This window comes from Corynebacterium sp. HMSC11E11 (genome assembly GCF_001807025.1).
In the GTDB taxonomy this organism is placed as follows: Bacteria; Actinomycetota; Actinomycetes; order Mycobacteriales; family Mycobacteriaceae; genus Corynebacterium; species Corynebacterium freneyi.
In genome coordinates, this window is record NZ_KV787138.1 from 35,290 (window position 1) to 53,432 (window position 18,143).

Consider the following 18,143-nt stretch of genomic DNA (forward strand, 5'->3'; position numbering starts at 1 on the left):
CGCGTCAGCTCAGGGCGTCGATCAGATCCTCGTCGTCGATCTCCCAGCAGGCGATCTCCTCGCCGTCGACGAGCACCACCGGCACCCGATCCCCGAACTCGACGGCGTCGGCCCCGTCTCCCGCATCGACGTCGACGACCTCCACGGTCGCGCCGAAACGCTGCGCGATGGGCCGGATCTGGGCTTCCACGCGGGCACAGGAACCACAGGTCGCGCGGGTCATGAGCGTGACGACGGGCATGTCGTCGCCCCCTTTCGTCGCAGGTGCGGGCAGTCGGCCGGTTTCGGGCGGCCGCGGCACCCGGCGCGCGACGCCCCTTCCCGACACGGAAAAACCGGGGAAAGCATACGATGAACCCACCGGCGTGCGGCCCACCGGCCGCCGATCGTCGGCAGCTCCCGCGAGAAGTTTAGGAAACCCAGTGTCCACTCCCGGATCCGACCGGCCGTCCCTGTTGCCGGGCGACATTTTGTCGGAACTGCTGCCCTCGCACGGAACGGTGCGCAATTTCCTGGAGACCGTGGCCCTGCGCCCGCTCGACGGGGAGTCGCAGCGCGCAGCCGGCGAGGCCGCGGCACTGGCCGCGATGGGCGACGTCTACGGCATCGACTCCGACGAGCTGCTGGTCGGCTACCGGTCCGTCCACGGCGCCGTCGATGCGGCCGGCGGGTCCGAACGGCTGTCGGAGCCCCACCCGGACATTCCGCAGGACGTCGGCACCGCCGCGTTCTTCGACGTGGACAACACCCTCGTCCAGGGTGCGTCCATCTTTCTGTTCGGCGCGGGCCTGGCCCGCCGGGGTTTTTTCGACTTCCGGGAGCTCGGCGGGATGCTGTGGAAGCAGGTGAAGTTCCGGGTGTCCGGCTCGGAAGACGCCGACGACATCGCCGACGCCCGCGAGCAGGCGCTGGCCTTCATCAAGGGCCACGACGTCGCCGAGACCGTGGCGATGGCGGAGGAGATCTTCGACGAGATCATCGGCGACCGCGTCTACGCGGGCACCCGCGAGTTGGCGGACCTGCATCTGCAGGCCGGGCAGGAGGTGTGGCTGGTGACGGCCGCGCCGGTGCAGCTCGCGCAGGTCATCGCCAAACGCCTGGGTCTGACCGGTGCGCTCGGCACGGTGGCCGAAGTGGAGGACGGCAAGTTCACCGGCCGACTGGTCGGCGACATCCTCCACGGTCCGGGCAAAAAGCACGCCGTCGCCGCGCTGGCCGCCTCCTCGGGGCTGGACCTGTCGCGGTGCGCGGCGTACTCCGACTCCGCCAACGACGTGCCCATGTTGTCGATGGTCGGCTCCGCCGTCGCCGTCAACCCCGACCGACGGCTTCGCCGCATCGCCGAAGAACGCGGGTGGGCCGTGCGCGAATACCGCACGGTGCGCCGCACGATGTTCCGGACCGCCCGCTGGGCCATCGTCGCCTCCGGCATCGGGGCGTGCGCCGCCGGAGGCTACCTGGCGTGGAACGAGCTGAGGGAACGCGGCCGCCGAAGGGCCCCTCAGTAAAACGCGCTCGTGCGATCCCGCAGGGTGCGCAGCAGCCGGGCCTGGATGCGCCTCTTGACCTCATCCGCCAATCCCAGGACCGACACCGGGTCGTCGTGAAGCCGAATCGGTGCGGAATCACCGCCCGCCCCCGGCTCGGGCGCCTCCATCAGTCCGCCGCGGTAGCCCTCCGCCCACTCCCGCGGATCGATGGGATCGAGGACGTCGATGCGCCACTTCGACGGCAACGGCACCGCACCGACGACGCCCAACCACGGGAAAAACGGCGTCGTGGGAATGTACGGAATGCCCAGCCCTCGGGCGATGGACAACACGACGTCGCGCACCAACTCGATGAGCGCCTTGCGCTCCGCCGCCCCCTCCGGCCCCAGCGCCCAGGCGGGCAGGTCCTTCAGCGGCGTCGTCGCACCTTCCGCCAGCACGTCGGCGATGCCCCACACCAGCGACTCCAGCGCCTCGTCGACGGGGGCGGCGCCCTCCGCGTGCCCGATGTTCGACGTTTTCATTCCCTCGGCGCCCAACAACGCCGAACCGCGGAACACCGCACCGAGCTGCGGGTAGATCTCCTCCGCGCCGACGATGGACACCGGGACGATCGTCGCCCCGTGGCGCAGGGCCGTGGCCGCGAACCCGCCGCGACCGAACGCCTGCAGCTGGTACCGCTGCGTGTACGGCTTGCCCAGGCCGCGGTAGCCCTCCGGGAACACGCCGACCATCTCGCCGGCCTCCAGCAACGCCGCCGCCGCGTCCCTGTCGGCCCGCACCGCGCCGACCTTCGTGGCCAGGTCGGACACCACCGGCAGCGAAAACGCCACGTCGCCGGCCAACAACCGCAGCAACCGGCCCGACTCGCGGTGCAGCGACAGCTGCGTCATGATCGCGTCGACCGGCAGGTTGCCGGAATGGTTGGCGACGATCATCGTCGGCCCGTCGGCGGGGATGCGGTCCCCGCCATGCAATTCCACGCGAAACCAATGGTCGTGCAGCGGGGCGAGGGCGGGGAACCACGTCTCCTCGACGAACTCGAGGTCGGGTTCCGAAATCATGCCCACGACGATACCGGGCGGAACCGGCGCTCACCGGCGCGGCGGGGCGTCGCCACGCGAAAACGACGAAACGCCCGCCCCACCTGACGTGGAACGGGCGCCGTGGGCCCTCGGGGCGGGCGATGCCGCCGTGGCCTACTTGCCGAGCTTCCGGCGCTGCACTCGGGTGCGTCGGAGCATCTTGCGGTGCTTCTTCTTCGACATGCGCTTGCGGCGCTTCTTGATGACGGAACCCATCGGCTCGACCTCGCTATTCGTTGACTTCTTGCTGGCTTATCGCGACCGACGCGACGCCCCGGCACCGGCTCCGCAGTCGGACGGAGGGCGAATCATGGGGCGCGTCGGGCGCCAATCGGGTCAATCATAGCGGGGAGCCGGGTGCCGGGGTCAAACGCCCCTCACCCGCCACCGTGCGCGAAACGCGGCGAACGACCCGTCGGGGGGGGGACTTACCCGGCGTCGTAGAAGGACGAGTCCAGGTACGTCTTGACCGCGCTCTCGTGAACGCGGAAGGAACGGCCGACGCGCACCGCCGGCAGCTCGCCGGCGTGGACCAGGCGGTAGACGGTCATCTTCGACACCCGCATGATCTCGGCGACCTCGGCCACCGTCAGAAACGTCCCGTTCTCGGCATTCGTCATATCGTTTTCCCTTCAGCGCATTCCGCGCGCTGCAGGCTTCCCCTCCTGCAGAGACTGTGAACACGCGGTTGCTTCTTAGACCTTACCGTTATCGATGGTGCCATTGCGATACAAGGGCGCGAATGGGGCAACCGTTACGTTTGTTGCTGGTGCGTCCCCGGTGTCGCGCTCGCCGCCCGTGCGCCCGTCATCTGCGGAAACCCTCTCCCGGAAGCGAAGTGGCGCGGGCCGGAAGACGCCACCCGGGCGGGGGCGGCGCATCCGGGTTCCTCCGCACATTTCCTACCCGCCTTTGCTTTACGACGAGCCGGCCCGACTACTTACCGGCCGGGCGCCCCATGGCGGCCGACTTGTCGCGGCACGCGCGCATGGCCCGAATGACCGCGCGGCGCAGTCCCTCCTCTTCGAACGTGCTCGTCGCGGCGGCGGTGGTGCCGCCCGGGGAGGACACGTCGGCGCGCAGGGACACGGGGTCGGCGCCCTCGGCCATCATCATTTCGGCGGCGCCGGCGGCGGTGGCGGTGGCCAGACGCTGGGCCTGGTCGCGCTTGAGGCCCAGGGTGACGCCGGCGTCGACCATCGCTTCGACGAACTGGAAGAAGTACGCCGGGCCAGAGCCGGACACCGCGGTGACGGCGTCCATCTGCTTTTCCTCGACGACCTCGACGTGGCCGACCTTCTCCAGCAGCGCCTCGACCTGGGCGACGTGGTCGTCGTTGGCGAAGCGGCCGGGGGCGATGGCGTTGACGCCGCGGCCGACCAGCATCGGGGTGTTGGGCATGACGCGCAGGACGGGGGTGCCGACGGCGCAGACCGACTCGAGCTCCTCCAGGGTGATGCCGGCGGCCATGGACGCGACGATGGTGTCGCCCTCGCCCTCGTCGATGACGCCGGAGATCTCGTCGAGCAACGGGACGATGCCGTGGGGCTTCACGCACAGGAACACCACGTCCGCGCCGTCCACCGCCTGCTCGGCGTCGTCGGCGTCGACGATGCCGTACTGGTCGCGCAGCTCCTTGCGGCGCTCGGGCGACCGCTGCACCAGGTAGATGGACTTGGGGTCCACGCCACCGTCGATGAGGCCGCCGATGAGGGCGCCGCCGATCTTTCCTCCGCCGATAACAGCAATTCGTGTCATGGTCGGCCAGTGTGCCAAAAGCGCCCCTCCTTGGCTAACCAAGAAGGGGCGCTGCCGGGGTGTCGGCGCTCGCTCGCGGATCAGACCATGGTGAGCACGTACGGCGCGAAGGAGACGACCAGGCCGACGATGCCGGCGAGCACCGGGGTCAGCCGGTCTCGCTCGCGGCGGATGAGGTTGACGCCGATGACCAGGCCGAAGGAGAAGGCCACGGCGATGACCGCGACGACGGCCTTCGGCAGGGCCATCCAGAGCATCAGGAACAGCGCGAAGATCAGGCCGCCGAACAGCAGGCCGACGATCGTCTGGGCGATGAGTAGGCCGATGGACAGCGAATTGTCCTCGACGTAGTCCTCGCGGTCCTTCGTCGACTTCGGGGCACCGGACTCCTTCACCGCGGGGGCCGCGGCCGTCGCGGAGGCGGCGGAGGCTTGCGGGTCGACGGATTCCGGCTCATCCGACGGGTCGGAGAAGTCGACGAAGCCGCGGCGACGCTGGTCCTCGATTTCCGGCTCGGCGTCGTACTCCTCGCCGTACTCCGCGACATGGTCGTAGTCGGAATCGGAGTCGTAGTCGGCGTCGTATCCGGAGTCGTAATCGTCTTCGTAGTCGGCCACGTATCCGGAGTCGTGGTCCGAGCCGTAGTCATCCTCGTATTCCGCGCCGTACTCCGCGTCGTGTTCGCGGTAGGCGGCGGGCACGTCGTCGACGTGATCGACCATTGCGGCGGAACCGCCGGTGAACGTGCCGTCGGCGATGGCGGAACCGTCGAAGGCGCGGTCGCCGGCCGCATCCCATTCCCGGGCCGAAGCGGCGTCGTCGACCGCGACCTCCGCCTCGGCTTCGTCATCTTCCACGACCGGGATGACGTTCGTCGGGCGATCGTCGTAGGCCATGGAGCCCTCGAGGACCTCGCGGGCCATCGGACCGGCTTCGGCGACGGGCTCGCTGCCCGTCCGGGCGTCGTGGAACTTGGTGAACGTGAAGGTGATCTCGCCGGTCTCGTCGTTGGCCATCACCGGGCGCGGATCGACGGGAACGGCGGATGGGATGGAGAACGGCTCGCGCGGCTCGCGCGGTTCCTCGACGTCGACGGGCTGCTCGGCGACGGGCTCGGCCACCGATTCCTCGTCTGCGGCCGGCTCCTCCCCAGGCTCATCGGCGGCCGGCTCCTCCACCGGCTCTTCGGCGACCGGTTCCTCCGGCGTCTCGGCCGCGGGCTCTTCGACCGCTTCCTCGACGGACTCGGCCTCGACCGACTCGGCCTCGGCGGAATCGTCTTCGTCCGGAACCTCGGCAGCCTCGGCAACCTCGGCGGCCCCAGTGGACTCCGGGGCCTCGCCGACCTCGCCGGTCTCGGTGACCTCAGTCGAATCGGCGGTCCCGGTGACCTGGTCCTCGACCCGATCCTCGATCTGCTCGTCGTCCTCGACGGCGGCGTGGGCTCCGCGGCGGGGACCATCGGCCTTGACGCGCGGGATCGAACCCGTCAGTTCGGCGACGGAAATGCCACCTTCCTCCAGGCTGCGGCGCCGACGACGCGGGCGCTCCGCGGGCTCGGCGGAGCCGCCGCGCTCCTTGTCACGGCGCGCCAGCAGCTCGGCAACGGTGAGCTTCTCGTCGCTCATCTCATCCCTTTCCGTACAGATTGCCGTCGAGGCGACGCAAAATCACGCCTTCGCGCAGCGCCCACGGGCAAATCTCCACCTGCTCGATCCCCAATGCTCGCATACTCGCCTCCGCCACGAGGGCACCCGCGACGATCTGGTGGGAGCGATTCGAGCTCACGCCCTCCAACTCTGCACGGTCGGCGGCCGTCATGCGGGAGATGAACGCGATCAGCTGGCGCAGACCGGGAGCGGTCAGGGTGCGCTTGACGCGCGGACCCGCCGAGCTCGGCGCGGCACCGGTCAGGCGCGCCAGGGTGCGGAACGTCTTCGACGTGGCCACCGCCAGATCAGGCTCACCCAGGGTGCGCAGATGACGGGCCGGCTCCACGAGCTCGGCGTCGATGTAATCGCGCAGCAGATCGATCTTCTTGCGCGACGGCGGATCAGTGTCGAACCACTCGTGAGTCAGGCGGCCGGCGCCCAGCAGCAACGAATACGCCGCCTCCGGATCCTCGTCGGTGCCGGACGTCAGCTCCAGCGAACCACCGCCGATGTCCAGATTGACGATCCGCCCGGCCGACCAGCCGTACCAGCGGCGCACCGCCAGGAAGGTCAACCGCGCCTCGTCCTCGCCGGAGAGGATCTCCAGGCGAATGCCGGTCTCCTTCTCCACGTGATCGAGCACGTCGTCGGAATTGTTGGCGTCGCGAACCGCCGACGTGGCGAAGCTGATCATCTCTTCGCACCGCATCTGCTCGACCAGGCCCTTGGCCTCGGCGACGTAACCCGTGAGCTTGTCGATGCCCTTCTTCGACAAATCATTGTCGTCGTCGAGGTACTCGACCAGCTTCATCGTCGACTTCGTATCGCTCATCGGGGTGGGGTGCCCGCCGCGGCGGGCGTCGACCATCACCAAATGAACGGTATTGCTGCCAACGTCCAATACACCTAATCGCACGTGTCTCAGGTTAGACGGTCTACCGTGTTCCGGTGTGAATCAGCTCCACCCCCGCCCCGGACGGGGAACCGCACCATCCCCGGCGGAAGTCGCCCCCGATTTCCCCCGCGAATGGTTCGAGTTCACCAACCCGGAGGACCCCGACCACGTCATCACCTGCGATCTGACCTGGCTCCTGTCCACGTATTCCTGCGTGTTCGGCACCGACGCGTGCCGCGGAATCGACTCCGCCAACACGGACGTGGGCTGCTGCGGCCACGGCGCCTTCCTCTGCGACGAAGAGGACCGCGACCGCCTGACCGCCACGGTCCGGGCGATGGAAGCCGACGCCGGGGACGGGCCGTCGGAAAGCGGATGGTGGCAAAACCGTCCGCAGTCCGTCACCGCCTGGTTCCGCGACATCGACTCCGGCGTGGACGAGCCCCTGGAACCGTGGCTCGAATGGGACGAACTCGACGACGAGGACGGCAACCCCGAACCGGCGCTGAAAACCCCGGTGATCGACGGCGCCTGCATCTTCGCCAACCGCGCGGGCTGGCCGGGCGGGGTCGGCTGCGCCCTCCACCAGTGGGCCGTCGCCCACGACGTCGACCACGTCAAAGCCAAGCCCGACGTGTGCTGGCAACTCCCCCTACGTCGCCTCGAGGCCTACGAAGAGCGCCCCGACGGCCACGAAATCCTCCGCACCACCATCACGGAGTACGACCGCCGCGGCTGGGGCAACGGCGGCGAAGACTTCGACTGGTACTGCACCGGCGCCCCCGAAGCCCACGACCACGCCGACGCCATCTGGAAAACGCACGAATCCGAACTCGTCGAACTCATCGGCCGCGCCTGCTACGAGATCCTCGCCGACCATTGCCGCACGCGCGAGGCCGCCGGACTCGCCGGGGCATTCGGCCCCTCCGGGTACCCGCTGCTGGCCATCCATCCCGCGACCCGCGCGGCCGCCGAAGGTTTGCTTGCCGACGAAGTGTGATTCGGCGCCCGGGCCGGGCTACATCGATCGAAATCCATTCAGGCGCGCGCGGATAATTCGGCATCAAGCGTCCATACTGCAATATTCGAGAGCGGAATCTGCGACCGCTCCGAGTACTCTGCTCGCTCAGCCAAGATCATGCAGTCCCCGGCGCCAACCTTCTGGGCCAACCTCTCCACGAGGTCATCACCGCTAGCGGTAGTATTCCGCAATCGTCGGATCATCGTTGGATCCCATGTTAGTTCATTGGGGATCCAGGGTGACTCACCACTTTCGACCTTTGCGAGAGTCTTATCGAAACGCTGCGCGGCTTCCCTCCTCTGATGGCCGTCCGACAGTTGCGCGATATGATTGCCCGTCTCCACCACGGCGGTAACCGGGAGAATCATCGTCACCATGGCTTTTTTGTACGTCTTGAACTGGGGGATCACCGATTCTCGGTCCTGATTCTTGCCGGGAACATCCAACAAGCACGTCAACACTGACGTGTCAACGAACACCACCCGCGGCATAGCCGACATCAGGCAATCCCGAAAATATCATCGAAGGAATGAATATTCTGTTCCGACCGAAACGGGCCAGTCAAACGTCCGGCGGTTACGTTGTCACCGATGCTGCCCCGGGCCATGTCCTCAGGATATTGCGGCAAGTCCACCATCGGAACCAGGCAGCTGAGGCCAGTTTGCGAATCGCGGTAACAAACCAGGATGCTCTCGTTCAGCGAACCTTCAGCTGCATCGAGCAACGCAGGACTATGTGTCGTCGCCACAACCTGTCGCGAAGATGAATCCACCGCGTCGACCAGCAGGTCTAACAACAAGCTGGCTTGCGATGGGTGCAACCCATTTTCAATCTCCTCGACAAAAACTGCGGGAACAGCTGAATTTCTCTTCCCGGGTACGCCTACTTCAAGGAGTTCCGCGTCTGCAAGCAGCACAAGCGCAACACCGAGAACACGCAAGAGTCCGTCGCTCATCTCGCGGGCCGGGGTGAACTGCTCTGCACCCGCCTCAAACGGGCCAAGTGCTTCCCGAAGGCCCACCATGACGTCTCCCAGCGAGGTGTCACTGAAGTCGAGCCCCCGGACACGTTCATCCACGATGCGTTCTACGAGATCTTGGACATGCCCAAACGCCTCGGGTTGCCGATCCTGCAAACGGTGAAGAGTCGCGGAAAAGTTGTCTGCGTGTCGTCGGAGCTTGTAATCAGTTCGCGGCACGAAGGCTCTCATACGAGTCGGAATCGGGTCCAGCTGGTACATCGACCCCAGCGTTGAACGAACTGCTGCGACGCCGGCGCGGACGTCATCGTCCGCATCGGGTACGGCTTCGACTTGTCCGAGAACGGCTCTATCCCGCCAAAAATCAATGACGGGATTAGTCCCCTTCTTGCCATTCGCCACCGCGCGCCCAATGCCAGGAGAATCATCGTCGTGCAACACCCGAGGCGGCCCAATCAGGCTCTTCGTCTTACCGGAGGTCATGGATTCAAGTCGTTCGTCCACGACAGCCAAACGATCGCCGACTTCGACTTCAATGTCCCACGAATAGACCGTCGCTCCCATAGAAACATCGCACCCGAGGGAAAAGGAGTCCGTACCATGCGGGGCACACCCTCGGCTACCACCCCGGATCGCTCCATCCGGACTCGTCGAGTCATCCAGGACCTTGGCTAGCGGCCCTCCACCGGCGATCCGGGCCAGTACGGACACCGCGTCGAACACGTTCGACTTTCCCGAACTATTCCGCCCCGTAATGAGCAGCAAAGGAGGAATCGCCAGTCGCGCGTCTCGAAACGACTTGAACGAAGTGAGTCGCAGTTCCGTGAGTATCGGTGAAGCTGCCATGTCCAAATCCTATTCACACTTAGCTAATCTCGGTGGCCCGCCGCAGATTACCCCCGGCCCACCCGGCTACTCTTCGAACTTGTAGCCCAACCCGCGCACCGTGACCAGGTGCCGCGGACGCGACGGATTGACCTCGATCTTCGAACGCAGACGCTTGATGTGCACGTCCAGGGTCTTCGTGTCGCCGACGTAATCGGCGCCCCACACCCGGTCGATGAGCTGCCCGCGGGTGAGCACCCGGCCACTGTTGCGCAGCAGGTACTCCAGCAGGTCGAACTCCTTCAGCGGCATGGACACCGGCTCGTCGTCGACCGTGACGACGTGACGCTCGACGTCCATGACCACCCGGCCGCCCCGCAGGACGTCCTCCTCCAGCTCGTCGCCCTCGAACTCCTGCTCCCCGCCACGGCGCAGCACCGCGCGGATGCGGGCGATGAGCTCGCGGGAACTGTACGGCTTGGTCACGTAATCGTCCGCGCCGATCTCCAGGCCCACGACCTTGTCGATCTCGCTGTCGCGGGCCGTGACCATGATGACCGGAACATTCGACCGCAACCGGAGGTTCTTGCACACCTCGGTGCCGCTCATGCCCGGCAACATCAGGTCCAGCAGGACGATGTCGGGATCATGCGCCTCGAACTCGGCCAACGCGGTCGGGCCGTCGCCCGCGATGCGGACCTCGAAGCCCTCCTTCTTCAGGAGGAACGCCAACGGTTCGGCGAGGGCGGCCTCGTCTTCGACGATGAGAACGGAGGTCACGGGTGGATCATCCTTCCTTCTTCAGGGCCGGCAGTTCGAGGGTGAAGGTCGAGCCGGTGCCGGGCCTGCTCCAAATCTTAATGGCCCCCTTGTGGTTGGCGACGACGTGTTTGACGATCGCCAAACCGAGGCCAGTGCCGCCGGTGGAGCGGGAACGCGCCTTGTCGACGCGGAAAAATCGCTCAAAAATACGTTCCTGGTCCGCAAGTGAGATGCCGATGCCGCGGTCGGTGACGCGGATGGCGACGGTGTCGCCGTCCGTCATCTTCACCGACACGCTGACGGGCGTCTGCTCCGGCGAGTAGTTGACGGCGTTGGTGATCAAGTTGGCCACCGCCGTGATGAGCAGCGAACGGTCGCCCATGACCATCAGCCCCTCCTCGCAGTCGGTGCTCACCGAAATGCCCGCCTGGTCCGCCAGGATCTTGGTGCGGTACACGGCGGCGTCGACGATCTCCGACACCTTCAGCGGCTCCATGTCGGGCAACGCCTCCGCGCCCTGCAACTTCGACAGCGAAATCAGCTCGGTGATCATCGTGGACAGGCGCTTCGCTTCGCGCGTCAGGCTCTCGCTGAAATGCTCGACGGCTTCCGGGTCGTCCTTCGCCTCCGCCAGCGCCTCCACCAGCAGGCTCATCGCGCCGACCGGGGTCTTCAGCTCGTGCGAGACGTTGGCCACGAAGTCTCGGCGCGCGGCCTCCATGCGCACCAACTCCGACTCGTCGGTGGCATAGAGCACCACGAACCGGTCGTCCGCCATGGTCAACGGGCTGACCAGGCAGCGCACCGACTTGTCGGGCGCACCCGCCCGGCGCGCCGGAATGACCAGGTTGAGCTCCTGCTCCTCCTGCGTGTCGAACACCCGCAGCGCCGCCTCCCAGCCGAGGTCGTGGAGCACGCGCTCGTGCATGAGCCCGAGCTGGTGCGCCTGCGGGTTCGACAGGAGGACGTCGCGGGAAATGTCGACGACCACGATGCCCGTCGGGGCGCCCTGGATGGCCAGATGCAGAACCTGGGCGATGGTGGTGACGCGTTCCTCCGCCCCCGACCGCTTCTTCGTCACCGCCTTGACCACTCCGGTGACGGCGCCGCCGCCGATGAGAACCGCGGCCATCACGGCCGCACCCACTAACGCAGCGAAAATGGTGGAGGTCACGAAACCACCCTATCGCCTCCCCGACCCCCGCGCCCGGCGACCCGGACCCGCCGCGCGCGCCATCCCCCACCCCGGGGCACACGCGAAACCTCGTTCGCCACACCGGAAATGCCGCACGGCGGTTGAATGGACGCCGACGACAAGGGCCGCGCCCGCCGAAGCGGACGCGGCCCTCATACCGCGGAAAGCGGAGGCGTTACTTGTTGCCCTGGTTGGCCACGGCGGCGGCGCCGGCGGCGGCGGCCTCCGGGTCCAGGTAGGTGCCGCCCGGGTTCTGGACCTTGCCCTCGGCGTCGAACTCGTAGACCAGCGGGATGCCGGTCGGGACGTTGACCTCGGCGATGGCCTCCGGGGTGATGCCGTCCAGGTACATGAGCATGGCGCGCAGGGTGTTGCCGTGCGCGGCGAGCATGACGGTCTCGCCGTTCTTCAGGCGCGGCAGGATCTCGGCCTCGAAGTACGGGATCAGGCGCTCCTCGACGTCCTTCAGGCACTCGGTCTTCGGCGGGTTCTCGACGCCGGCGTAGCGCGGGTCGTTGGCCTGCGAGTACGGGGAGTCGTCGTCCAGCGGCGGCGGCGGGGTGTCGTAGGAGCGGCGCCAGGTCATGAACTGCTCGTCGCCGTACTTCTCCTTGGTCTCGGCCTTGTTCAGGCCCTGCAGGGCGCCGTAGTGGCGCTCGTTGAGACGCCAGTCGCGGACGACCGGGATCCACAGGCGATCGGCGGCGTCGAGGGCCAGGTGAGCGGTGTTGATGGCGCGGCGCAGCAGCGAGGTGTACAGGATGGTCGGCTCGAGACCGGCTTCGACCATCATCTCGCCGGCGCGGACGGCCTCCGCGCGGCCCTTGTCGGTCAGGGCGACGTCGTACCAGCCGGTGAACTGGTTCGAGGCGTTCCACTCACTCTGACCATGGCGGACGAGGACAAGTTTTCCGTTGCTCATGCCCCCGATCATGCCCGAAAACAGGGGGACGCGCTCGTGCTCCCCCATTCCGGGAATCCCCCGCTTCGGGGTGCGCGAGGGGCGGTTCAGGATTCGTCGGCCAGGTGGCGGAACTGCTCCAGGTTGGCCAACGACTCGCCCCGGTCGACGCGCCATTCCCATTCCCTCTTGATGGAGGTGGAGAACCCGCGTTCGAGGATCTTGTTGAAGTCGCCGTCGGAGGCTTCCAGCACCTGCCCGAGCACGCGGTCGAGGTCTTCGTCGGACAGCGCGGGCGGCAGCTGGCCGACCAGGTAGATGTCGCCCTGGGCGTCGACGGTGTAGGCGATGCCGAACAGGCGTCGGTTGCGCTGCAGCAGCCATTCGTGGACGCCGGCGTGGTTTTCCTCGGGGTTGCGGCACACGAAGGCTTCGACGCGCAGCGAATCGGGGGCGGGGGTGAGCAGGCACACCGTCTTGAGTTTGCGGGTGCCCGGCAGCACGACGATCGCCGACTGCTCGGCGGTCTTGTGCTCCACCCCCATGCGGTCGAGCTGGGCGGTCAGCGCGGTCAGGCCGTCGCCGCTCGGCGCGGCGGTGTTCTCGGTGGTGTCGTCGACGTCTGTCATGTCATCGGCTCCCTTCGGCGTCGCGTGGGCCGCAATCATCGTCGTCGCGCCCGGACAAGGCCCGATCGTAAACGGCGAGAAGCTTGTCGACGGTGCGTTCCCACGAGAACTCCTCCGCGTGGGCCGGTGCGGCGTGGGCCATGTCGATTCGGCGTTCGTCGTCGTCGAGCAGTTCGCCGAGCGCGTCGGCCCACCGCTGCGGGTCGTGGCCGTCGACGAGGACGCCCGTCTTGCCGTCGGCCACGGCGATGGGCAGCCCGCCGACCCGCGCGGCGACGACGGGGGTGCCGGCGGCCTGGGATTCCATGGCCACCAGCCCGAAGGACTCGTTGTAGCTGGGCACCGCCACGACGTCGGCGGCCCGGTACAGGCTGACCAATTCCTCCGGCGGACGCGGCAGCAGGAAGCGCACGACGTCGCCGAGCCCCAGTTCCTCGGCGAGGTCCAGGAATTCGTCCGGCCGCTCCAGCCCGGTGCCCGACGGCCCGCCGCAGATGATGACCTTCAGGTTGTGCCGGGGGCGCCGGGCGACCATCTCCGCGACGGCGCGCAACAGCACCTGCGGCCCCTTGAGCCGCTGCAGCCTGCCGACGAAGAGCACGACCTTCGCATGCAGCGGAATGCCCAGTTCCCTTCGGCTGCGTTCCGTGGCGCGGTCGCTGCCCGGGCTGTACAGGTGCACGTCCACGCCCGGGGGAATGACCTCGATGCGCGACGCGTCGGCGTCGTAATGCCCGGTGAGGTTGTCCCGCTCTTCGTCCGTGTTGACCACCATGACGTCGGCGTTGTCCGCGATCTGCTGCTCGCAGATGCGCCGCGACTCCGGTTCCGGGGAATCCCCCTCGGCGAGGTGGAGGTTCTTCACCGCCGCCAACGTGTGCGCGGTGTGCACCAGCGGCACCCGCCACAGATCCCGCAGCAACCACCCGACCTGGCCCGACAACCAGTAATGGGAATGGACCACGCAGTAGCGCAGCCCGTGGCAGCGGGCGAACATGAGCACCCCGCCGGTGAACGCGGCCAGCTGGGTCGGCAGCTCCGACTTCGACAGCCCCTCGTACGGGCCCGCCGTGACGTTGATGACGCGCAGGTTCGGCGCGACCTCCACGATCTCGCCCTGACTCGGGCGCGTGGCCCGCGTGAACACGTCCACCGCGATGCCGCGCGACGCCAATTCCCGGCACGTGCGCAACACGTAGACGTTCATGCCGCCGGCGTCGCCGGTGCCCGGTTGCTCCAGGGGCGAGGTGTGCATGGAGATGACCGCGACCCGCTCGGGACGATGCCCGGCGTACGCCTCGATGTGGCCGTTCATGGCTCCACAATGCCCGTCGGCAAGCAAGGACCGCAAACATCGACCCCGGCGCGCGACCGACAATAAGTTACTCTAACGTAGGTTGCAAAGGAGGCACCTCATGAGCGCATCGACCGACCGGACCTGGCTGGAGCATTACCCGGACTGGACCGACCCCCACCTCGACTACGGAGACACCACCCTCAACGACGTCTACGACCGGACCATCGCGGACCACCCGGACCGCACCGCGCTGCGGTTCTTCGGCCGCGGCTGGACGTACGCCGAACTCGACGAACGGGTGCGCCGCGCCGCCGCCGGCCTGCGCGCCCTCGGCGTCCGCCGCGGCGACCACGTCGCACTTGTCATGCCCAACTGCCCCCAGCACGTCATCGCCTACTGGGCCATTCTGCGCCTCGGCGCCATCGTCATCGAGCACAACCCGCTCTACACCGCCCACGAACTGCGCCACCCCTTCAACGACCACGGCGCCCGCGTCGCCATCTGCTGGGACAAGACCGTGCCCGTGCTCGAGGAACTGCGCCGCGACACCCCGCTGGAGACGATCATCGCCGTCGACATGCTCCGCGACCTGCCGTGGATCATGCGCACCGCGTTGAAGCTGCCGATCCCGGCGCTGAAGGCCTCCCGCGACAAACTCCACGCCCCCGCCCCGCAGGTCATGGGCTTCGACGCCGTCATCGGCGACGCGGTCGGCGGTGACGGCCGCGACATCGTTTCCCCGGCGGACGTCGCCGTCGACGACATCGCCGTCATCATGTACACCTCCGGCACCACCGGCACCCCCAAGGGCGCGCAGCTGACCCACCGCGGCCTGGTCGCCAACATCCTGATGGGCAAGGCGTGGGTGCCGGGCCTGGGCGACGAGAAGGAAACCGTCCTCGGCGTCCTGCCGCTCTTCCACGCCTACGGCCTGACCATCGTCAACAACCTGGCCATGCTCATCGGCGCCGAACTGGTCCTCGTCCCGGCGGCGGAGATGGACCTGATCATGAAGGTGATGAAGACCAACCGCTCCACGTGGGTGCCGGGCGTGCCGACGCTGTACGAGAAGATCATCGACGCCGCCGAGGAAAAGAACGTCGACATCACCGGCGTGAAGTTCTCCTTCTGCGGCGCCTCGACCCTGCCGGTGTCCATCGTCGAGAAGTGGGAGCGCCTCACCGGCGGCCGGTTGGTGGAGGGCTACGGCCTGACGGAGACGTCGCCGATCATCGTGGGCAACCCGATGGACGGCAACCGCCGCCCCGGCTACGTCGGCATCCCGTTCCCGGACACCGACATCGCGGTCGTCGACCCGGACGATCCGACGCGGCACGTCCCGGATGGCACGGAGGGCGAGGTCATCGTCCGCGGCCCGCAGGTGTTCGCCGGCTACCTCAACCACCCGGAGGAAACCGAGAAGTCCTTCACCGACGGCCCGGACGGCGCGGAAGGCGGCCGCTGGTACCGCACGGGCGACGTCGGCGTGCTGGAGGAGGACGGATTCCTGCGCCTGGTGGCGCGCATCAAGGAGGTCATCATCACCGGCGGCTTCAACGTCTACCCCGCCGAGGTCGAAGAAGTGCTGCTGGAGCACCCCGACATCGTCGACGCGACGGTGGTGGGCCTGCCGAAGTCGGATGGGTCGGAGCTCGTCGTCGCCGCGGTGGCGTTGGGCGACTACGCCAACCTCGACGTCGGGGCGTACCGGGCGCATGCCCGCGAGAACCTGACGGGCTACAAGGTGCCGCGCGCCTTCTTCCACCTCGACGAGATGCCGCGCGACCAGATGGGCAAGGTACGCCGCCGCGACGTGCGCGACGTGCTGCTGGCCCAGCTGCAGGAGACCGGCGTCTCCGTCGATTCGCTGGCGACCCGCGGGCACTGATCCCGCGCCTCCGGGCGCCGGCCCGGCGTTAGTCCAGCTCGGCGCCGATCCACACCGGCTCGGGCACCAGGGTCACTCCGAAGGCGTCCCGGACGCCGTCGCGGACCTCGCGCGCCAAGGCGATGAGGTCCGCCGACGTCGCCCCGCCCCGGTTGGTCAACGCCAACGTGTGCTTCGTCGACAGCCGCGCCGGCGCCTCCGGTCCCGGGTGGCCCTTCGGGAAACCGGCGCGCTCGATGAGCCACGCCGCCGACAGCTTCCCGCCCGGGTACGACGGCATCGACTCGGCGACGTCCGCACCGCACCTGCGCGCCACCCGCTCCCGCACGGCCTCCACCTCGGCCTCTCCGACGATCGGGTTCGTGAAGAACGAACCGGCGGACCAGGTGTCGTGGTCGGCGTCGTCAAGCACCATGCCCTTGCCGCGACGCAGGGCCAGCACGGCCTCGCGCACGTCGGCGACGGGGCGGCGGGCCTCGCCGGACGCGCCCTCCTCCGGGCCGACGCCCAGGCGCTTGGCCAACTCGCCGTATCGCAGCGGCGCCGACAACCCGTCGACGGTCAGGCGGAACCGCACGGCCAGCACCACGGCCCGCGCGGTGAATTTCAGATTCGAGTACCGGTACGCCAGCTCGAGGGACTCCGGCGACACCCACTCGTCGGCGCCGGTGCGACGGTCGTACAACCGCACGCTCTCCAACGTCGACGACACCTCCACGCCGTACGCGCCGACGTTCTGCACCGGCGTCGCCCCCGCCGACCCGGGAATGCCCGACAGGCACTCCAGCCCGCCGAACCCGGCGGCGACGGACATCTCCACCACGTCGTCCCACACCGCGCCGGCCTCCGCCTCCACGGTCGCGCCATCGACGTCGAGCCCGTGCCCGGACGTGCCCAGCGCAATGTCGTCGGCCTCGATGATCACGGCCACCAGGTCGCCGGGTTCGTCGGCGACGACGAGGTTCGATCCGCCGCCGACGACGAGCAGCGGCACGCCCTCCTCGTCGAGCGTCCGAACGACGTCGACGACCGCGTCGACGGTCGAGCAGCGCACCGCGGCGGCGGGTTTGCCGCCGAGGCGCAGCGTCGTCAGATCGCGGAAAGCCACGTCGTGGTCGATTTTGGCCCCGGAAACTACGGAGATTCGCGTCAAGGCTGATTCGTGCACGCCCCCCACGTTAGTATCGGGCCCATGGCTTCCCATACCGAAATCACCGCCAACGTCAATTACGCCCCCGAGAAGGTCCACGCGGCCCTGTCGGACAACGCCTACTGGACGTTCCTGGCCGAGAACCCGTCCATGCCCGCCGGCGAGGTCGTCTCCTTCGACAACGAGGGCGACCGCGTCAACGTCGAGATCAAGCAGACCCTGGCCACCGACGCCCTGCCGGACGCCGTCAAGACCCTGATCAAGAACGACCTCGTCGTCGTGCGCAAGATCTCCTGGGGCCCGCTGTCCGGCGATACCGCCGATGCGACGGTCACCGCCGACGTCACGGGCATGCCGGTGACGTTCTCGGGCACCCAGAAGCTGTCCCCGGCCGGCGATGGTTCGGCCATCGTCACCGGCGCCGACGTCACCGTGAACGTGCCGATGATGGGCGCGATCCTCGAGCCGAAGGTCGCCGCCGCCGTCGACGGCATCTTCCAGCGCGAAGCCGCCGTCCTGCAGGAGTACCTGGCCGGCAACGCCTGATCCGTCCCGTCCCGGCGGCGGCAGTCGCCGCACCGTCCGTCGTTTGCTTTGCGACGGCCCGCGCCCGCGC

General features: G+C 68.0%; 19 protein-coding genes. 4 read left to right on the plus strand and 15 right to left on the minus strand.

Annotated features, from left to right (window positions below; genetic code table 11):
• Window positions 1-4: 4 nt before the first annotated feature.
• On the minus strand, window positions 5-241 hold the full coding sequence (locus HMPREF3121_RS05825) for a glutaredoxin family protein (RefSeq protein WP_070520880.1): 237 nt from the start codon (window positions 239-241) through the stop codon (window positions 5-7).
• Window positions 242-422: 181 nt separating this feature from the next.
• On the opposite strand from HMPREF3121_RS05825, the gene HMPREF3121_RS05830 reads away from it, so the two are divergent.
• Window positions 423-1,508: an HAD family hydrolase gene (locus tag HMPREF3121_RS05830; protein WP_070520883.1), complete on the plus strand. Its 1,086-nt coding sequence runs from the start codon at window positions 423-425 to the stop codon at window positions 1,506-1,508.
• Here HMPREF3121_RS05830 and HMPREF3121_RS05835 read toward each other — a convergent pair.
• The 6 genes from HMPREF3121_RS05835 to HMPREF3121_RS05855 all read right to left on the minus strand — a co-directional run bounded on the left by HMPREF3121_RS05835 (window position 1,502) and on the right by HMPREF3121_RS05855 (window position 6,901).
• Window positions 1,502-2,554 carry a 1-acyl-sn-glycerol-3-phosphate acyltransferase gene (locus HMPREF3121_RS05835; RefSeq protein WP_070520885.1) on the minus strand — a complete coding sequence of 351 codons (1,053 nt, stop codon included), beginning with the start codon at window positions 2,552-2,554 and terminating at the stop codon, window positions 1,502-1,504. The two genes, HMPREF3121_RS05830 and HMPREF3121_RS05835, sit on opposite strands and share 7 nt — an antisense overlap.
• A 135-nt stretch (window positions 2,555-2,689) precedes the next feature.
• On the minus strand, window positions 2,690-2,791 hold the full coding sequence (locus HMPREF3121_RS12175) for a 30S ribosomal protein bS22 (RefSeq protein WP_003855542.1): 102 nt from the start codon (window positions 2,789-2,791) through the stop codon (window positions 2,690-2,692).
• 212 nt (window positions 2,792-3,003) lie between these two features.
• Window positions 3,004-3,195, minus strand: coding sequence for a helix-turn-helix domain-containing protein (locus tag HMPREF3121_RS05840; protein WP_035120050.1), 192 nt, complete (start codon window positions 3,193-3,195; stop codon window positions 3,004-3,006).
• 316 nt (window positions 3,196-3,511) lie between these two features.
• Complete coding sequence (proC, locus tag HMPREF3121_RS05845; RefSeq protein WP_070520888.1) at window positions 3,512-4,333, minus strand: pyrroline-5-carboxylate reductase; 822 nt, start codon at window positions 4,331-4,333, stop codon at window positions 3,512-3,514.
• Window positions 4,334-4,413: 80 nt separating this feature from the next.
• The gene (locus HMPREF3121_RS05850) at window positions 4,414-5,961 is read right to left on the minus strand and encodes a hypothetical protein (protein ID WP_070520892.1); all 1,548 of its coding nucleotides are present in this window, start codon (window positions 5,959-5,961) and stop codon (window positions 4,414-4,416) included.
• Window position 5,962: 1 nt separating this feature from the next.
• Window positions 5,963-6,901, minus strand: coding sequence for a Ppx/GppA family phosphatase (locus HMPREF3121_RS05855; RefSeq protein ID WP_168161373.1), 939 nt, complete (start codon window positions 6,899-6,901; stop codon window positions 5,963-5,965).
• 34 nt (window positions 6,902-6,935) lie between these two features.
• Between HMPREF3121_RS05855 and HMPREF3121_RS05860 the strand changes: the two genes are divergently transcribed.
• Entirely contained in the window at window positions 6,936-7,880 is a 945-nt protein-coding gene (locus HMPREF3121_RS05860) for a DUF3109 family protein (protein WP_070520895.1), read from the plus strand.
• A gap of 38 nt (window positions 7,881-7,918) precedes the next feature.
• Here HMPREF3121_RS05860 and HMPREF3121_RS05865 read toward each other — a convergent pair whose 3' ends face one another.
• The 7 genes from HMPREF3121_RS05865 to mshA all read right to left on the minus strand — a co-directional run bounded on the left by HMPREF3121_RS05865 (window position 7,919) and on the right by mshA (window position 14,507).
• On the minus strand, window positions 7,919-8,350 hold the full coding sequence (locus tag HMPREF3121_RS05865; RefSeq protein ID WP_141742997.1) for a hypothetical protein: 432 nt from the start codon (window positions 8,348-8,350) through the stop codon (window positions 7,919-7,921).
• Between the two features lie 50 nt (window positions 8,351-8,400).
• Window positions 8,401-9,726, minus strand: a complete 1,326-nt coding sequence (locus HMPREF3121_RS05870) for an AAA family ATPase (protein WP_070520899.1) — start codon at window positions 9,724-9,726, stop codon at window positions 8,401-8,403.
• A 66-nt stretch (window positions 9,727-9,792) separates the two neighbouring features.
• On the minus strand, window positions 9,793-10,485 hold the full coding sequence (locus HMPREF3121_RS05875) for a response regulator transcription factor (protein WP_070520903.1): 693 nt from the start codon (window positions 10,483-10,485) through the stop codon (window positions 9,793-9,795).
• 7 nt (window positions 10,486-10,492) lie between these two features.
• Window positions 10,493-11,641 (minus strand): sensor histidine kinase, encoded by a 1,149-nt coding sequence (locus HMPREF3121_RS05880; protein ID WP_083291328.1) that lies wholly within the window; start codon window positions 11,639-11,641, stop codon window positions 10,493-10,495.
• 196 nt (window positions 11,642-11,837) lie between these two features.
• Window positions 11,838-12,584 carry a phosphoglyceromutase gene (locus HMPREF3121_RS05885; protein ID WP_070521015.1) on the minus strand — a complete coding sequence of 249 codons (747 nt, stop codon included), beginning with the start codon at window positions 12,582-12,584 and terminating at the stop codon, window positions 11,838-11,840.
• An 86-nt stretch (window positions 12,585-12,670) separates the two neighbouring features.
• A complete protein-coding gene (locus tag HMPREF3121_RS05890; RefSeq protein WP_070521018.1) occupies window positions 12,671-13,192 on the minus strand; it encodes a type III secretion system chaperone family protein in 522 nt (173 codons plus the stop codon).
• 1 nt (window position 13,193) lies between these two features.
• Entirely contained in the window at window positions 13,194-14,507 is a 1,314-nt protein-coding gene (mshA, locus tag HMPREF3121_RS05895; protein WP_070520906.1) for a D-inositol-3-phosphate glycosyltransferase, read from the minus strand.
• Window positions 14,508-14,607: 100 nt separating this feature from the next.
• On the opposite strand from mshA, the gene HMPREF3121_RS05900 reads away from it, so the two are divergent.
• Window positions 14,608-16,377 carry a long-chain-fatty-acid--CoA ligase gene (locus tag HMPREF3121_RS05900; protein ID WP_070520910.1) on the plus strand — a complete coding sequence of 590 codons (1,770 nt, stop codon included), beginning with the start codon at window positions 14,608-14,610 and terminating at the stop codon, window positions 16,375-16,377.
• Window positions 16,378-16,405: 28 nt separating this feature from the next.
• On the opposite strand, the gene HMPREF3121_RS05905 is transcribed toward HMPREF3121_RS05900, so the two are convergent.
• Window positions 16,406-17,545, minus strand: coding sequence for a UDP-N-acetylmuramate dehydrogenase (locus tag HMPREF3121_RS05905; protein WP_070521020.1), 1,140 nt, complete (start codon window positions 17,543-17,545; stop codon window positions 16,406-16,408).
• A gap of 24 nt (window positions 17,546-17,569) precedes the next feature.
• On the opposite strand from HMPREF3121_RS05905, the gene HMPREF3121_RS05910 reads away from it, so the two are divergent.
• Window positions 17,570-18,073, plus strand: coding sequence for a DUF2505 domain-containing protein (locus tag HMPREF3121_RS05910; protein WP_070520913.1), 504 nt, complete (start codon window positions 17,570-17,572; stop codon window positions 18,071-18,073).
• Window positions 18,074-18,143: the final 70 nt, after the last annotated feature.